The sequence below is a fragment of the Streptomyces sp. 8L genome, from assembly GCF_020176795.1.
Taxonomy (GTDB): Bacteria; Actinomycetota; Actinomycetes; order Streptomycetales; family Streptomycetaceae; genus Streptomyces.
Map to the genome: position 1 here is coordinate 1 of NZ_JAIUKE010000724.1, position 3,669 is coordinate 3,669.

The 3,669-nt window shown below is 67.6% G+C and carries 4 protein-coding genes; 1 reads left to right on the top strand and 3 read right to left on the bottom strand.

What is annotated here, in order from left to right:
- A partial coding sequence (locus tag LCE31_RS37820) for a helix-turn-helix domain-containing protein (protein WP_308042407.1) occupies positions 1-377 on the bottom strand: 377 nt, incomplete at its 3' end.
- Between the two features lie 618 nt (positions 378-995).
- Between LCE31_RS37820 and LCE31_RS37825 the strand changes: the two genes are divergently transcribed.
- Positions 996-1,679, top strand: coding sequence for an Abi family protein (locus tag LCE31_RS37825; RefSeq protein WP_225022668.1), 684 nt, complete (start codon positions 996-998; stop codon positions 1,677-1,679).
- Between the two features lie 302 nt (positions 1,680-1,981).
- Here LCE31_RS37825 and LCE31_RS37830 read toward each other — a convergent pair whose 3' ends face one another.
- On the bottom strand, positions 1,982-2,758 hold the full coding sequence (locus LCE31_RS37830; protein ID WP_225022670.1) for a DnaB-like helicase C-terminal domain-containing protein: 777 nt from the start codon (positions 2,756-2,758) through the stop codon (positions 1,982-1,984).
- Positions 2,759-2,865: 107 nt separating this feature from the next.
- Positions 2,866-3,330, bottom strand: a complete 465-nt coding sequence (locus LCE31_RS37835; protein WP_225022672.1) for a DUF6083 domain-containing protein — start codon at positions 3,328-3,330, stop codon at positions 2,866-2,868.
- Positions 3,331-3,669 lie beyond the last annotated feature (339 nt).

A 3,669-nucleotide genomic window follows, 5' to 3' on the forward strand; every position in this document is an offset into this window, starting at 1 on the left:
GCGACGGGAGCCGGGGCGGGGGTCTGGGTGTTCTCGGTTGCGGTCATGACCGCAGCCACGGACGCCTCCCCTGTAGACAGAGGACGGGCTTCCGCCGGGGCGGGGGTGCCGGTGAACGTGGCGGGAACCGGGGCCGGGTAGAGCTCCGCGAGCTGCTTGAGCAGCCGCGCGTACGCCTCACGTTCCGGGCCGCGCGGCTCGGTCGGCTTCTTCACCGACTCCCAGGCGGACACCGTGGCCCGCCGCACCTTCAGGGCTCCGGCGACATCGTCCAGCGTCAGGCCGTGTGCGACCCGCAGCCGCTTGCGCTCCTCCGCCGACGGCAGAGCAGAGCGGGACGCGACCAACGCGTCGACCGCATCGAACAACTCGGACATGGAACACCTCCTGATGCAGACTCTACCTCATGAACCGTAAGACTGGCGTACTTCCACCGTACAAATACCGTACTGCCGCTCTTGAGGGTGAGGCGACGTTTCATGCTGACTGGCACGTAGCGCAGGTCACCGTTGCCTGTCCCGTCGGCGATTAGCGGCCCTTGTTCAGGCTTTTGAGGATGTTCCCGACGCGGGTGATGGCATCCGCGATCCGGGGCACCGAAGCGCGGCCCATCCACTTCCACCACGCAGTCCGCGGCGAAGACGAGGACCTGACCGCCACCATCGACCGGTTGCGTACGCTGACCGCCACCGGCGACTTCGCCTACTTCACCGAGATCGCCCGCTTCATGGCCGGCGTCCCTCTGCCCGACTGCGTGCCCCGCACCCGATGGCTCGATGGCGAAACGGCGACGCGGGAGCGGTGGCAGACCCTGGTCGCCGCCCACCGGGCCCACCTCATAACGCCCTGCCCCCGGGCACGCGTAAGGGCCGCCCGGTCTCCCGGAGCGGCCCTTACGAAAAGTCTGAACCCTGGGCGTGTGGCCTGCCCCGCGAGGGACTACCAGGGACGATTCCAGGGTCTTCGCCGCTCAGTGTACCTAAGATCGCCCCATCATGCCCAGTACCTCGCCCGGCAGCCCTGAGCCGCCCGCCGACAAAGCCGTCACCACGCTGATCACCCCCGACCGGCTGAAGCCCTACCTGGACGCGTGCGCCGGAAATCCGGACACCTCACTCGCGTTGTACCGGTGGAACAGCGACCTCGCCGCAGCGTTCTTCGAACAGCTGGGACATCTGGAGATCATGCTCCGCAACGCGCTCGATGCCCGGCTCGTAGCCCGCCAGCATCGCCGCGGCCGAAGCGCCGAGTGGTACAACGATCCCTCGGTCCCGCTCAGTGACAAGGCCCGCGCCGACATCATCCAGGCCCACCAGCGCCTCCGAAGAGGGAGCGCCCCTATTCCGCGCGGGAAGGTCATCGCGGAGCTGAGCTTCGGGTTCTGGCGCTTCCTGCTCGCCCGCCAGTACACCGCCAGTCTCTGGCCCGACCTGGCCGGAGCCTTCCCCCGCGCCCCCACTCGTGCCCTGAACACGGTGGAAGACCCGGTCAAACGACTGCACAAGTTCCGCAACCGCATCGCCCACCACGAGGGCATCTGGCACCTACCACTCGAAGCCCGCAGGGATGACATTCACACGGTTCTCGGCTTCATAGCGCCGGCCGCCGCGGCCTGGGTGGCCCACGCCTCACGCATCGACGACATCCTCGCCCGCCGCCCCTCAGCCTCGCGAGACTGACGGTTGTGTCAGTTCAGTGCGCGCGCTGTTCGAAGCCGCTGTGCTGGCACACGGGGTTGCGGTGATCTGCAGACGCAGGCCCGGCACCCAGACAGGCAAAGGCGAGGGCGGCGGCTTCTCCCGGAACACCGCCGCCATCTGCTTTCGATTCAGGCGACCTTCGATGAGAACAGCCAGGTCCGTCATCGCGAGGGCGGCCTGGGGGCGGTGAGGATCCGTTCCGCGTCGCGCAGCGAACCGCTCACGCCCCGCCCCGGCCCGCTGCAGCTGGAGGACCTGCTGCTGCCCCGGCCATCGGTAGGTCAGGTGTTGGGCAGGTCGACGAATCGGTGGTATTCAGGTTCGAAGCGCACGGTTGTGCTGCCGGTTCCCTCCCAGCCCCTGACCGCGATGAGGTCGACCTCTCCGCGCCGCTGCTGGACAGTGCCCTCCCGGTCGGGGCGGTGAAGGATCATGACGGTCTCGGCTTCTGCCACGGGGTGATCCAGCTCGCTGAGCTCCGCGAGCGTGGGGAGATCGGTCTCGGATGTGCCGTTGTGCGGCGTGAGGTAGGCGGTCACCAGGACGGCGGTGTTGCGTTCGCGGGCGATACGTTGCAGGGCGGCAAAGGTGGCACCTTGCGAGGGCTCGTCGTAAGAAGCCAGGCCGTATCCGTCCACGATGACGAGATCGAGGCCTGGCTTGATGGCCAATCGCTCGAACAGATCTTTGACGCTCCAGGGGCCGGCCTTGAGCTGGCTGCTCCACAACAGCAGCTGGGACTGCTCTATCGTGGTGCGGACGCGCTGGATGCGTATGCGGCGGCCTTTGTTGATGGACAGCGGGCGGTCCGTGTTCACCGAGGTGGTGGCGGAGACCAGATTGCCCATGAGCGTGTCGGTGCCGCTTTCAAAGGTGGCAAGTACGACTTGTCGACCGGCTTCGTCATTGTGGCGTGCCACGCTCAGGACGAACGCGGTCGTGCCTGCGGAGGACCGTGCTGCGGCGACTGTGACGTGACCGCGGGGGATCGGGCCGGCTAAGGCATCGAAGTCGGACAACCCCGTCGTGATCTCGTCAGCGTGAAGGTCGGTAGTCATATGTTTTCCCGTTTCGAGCAGGGGTGGGACAACAGCTGATCGACCGCCCCGGAGAGAAAGGGCCCGCCGGGGCGGCGATCTCCATCCCGTGGAAACGCAGGACGGCTTCAGTGGGGGCGTCGGGCGAGTCTGAGGCGCATGGCGCGCCAGAGTTCAGCGGCTCCGCGGCTGCTGAGGGGGGACGTTTGATGACGTCCGGGGCAGCAGGCGGCATGGGCGATTTTCGCGACGCCGTAGTCACGGTGGTGTTCTCCTGGCCAGGCGATGCCCCCGGCCAGGTGGTAGATCTCCTCGTCGGCGAAGTAGCGGGCTGGGAAGTCGCCCGGAACGAGGGCGATCCATACTTTCCCTTCGGCGTGTTCGCCGGGGGCCGGGTCGATACGGGTGGGGTCGGGGCCTGCGTTGGCGCGATAGATGGTGACGCCGTCAAGGTCGAGTGTGCGGTGGCGGTGGGTCGGCAGGCCGCAGTCGGGGCATGGCGCTGTGAGTCGGCGGCCCCATGCAGGAACTCCGTCCCCGGTGCTGGAGGGCTCCGAGGCCCAAGGGTGTTCCGGCGGCGGCTGTGCGTTCACTCTTCAGTCCCTTCGTTTGGGCAGGTCGCAGCCGGGCTGCAGTGTCTCGCCGCTGGTGTCGGATGCCGCCCTCGCGGCCTGCCGTTCTCGGTCTCGCGATGTGTCGGACGCTGGGGGCACTCGCTCGTGTCGTCTTCTCGAGGGTTCGCGCGAAACGGCTGATGCCGCCGGCCTTCGGCCTGGGCAGTGTCACGGCCGATGTCGCATCCGGTGGTGATACCGGCATCGGCCGTGGGATTCCGACACGGGATTCGAGGCCCGGGCCTTCCCCCGCGAAAGTGGACACGTGTTCGGGTGGTTATGCGGCCAGCGTGAGCTTATCGGACTCCTGCCGGTGCT

Excerpts from the sequence above, each read along its gene's own strand:
- LCE31_RS37825 (WP_225022668.1), top strand. The coding sequence starts at position 996 with ATGCCCAGTACCTCGCCCGGCAGCCCTGAGCCGCCCGCCGACAAAGCC.
- LCE31_RS37830 (WP_225022670.1), bottom strand. The coding sequence starts at position 2,758 with ATGACTACCGACCTTCACGCTGACGAGATCACGACGGGGTTGTCCGAC.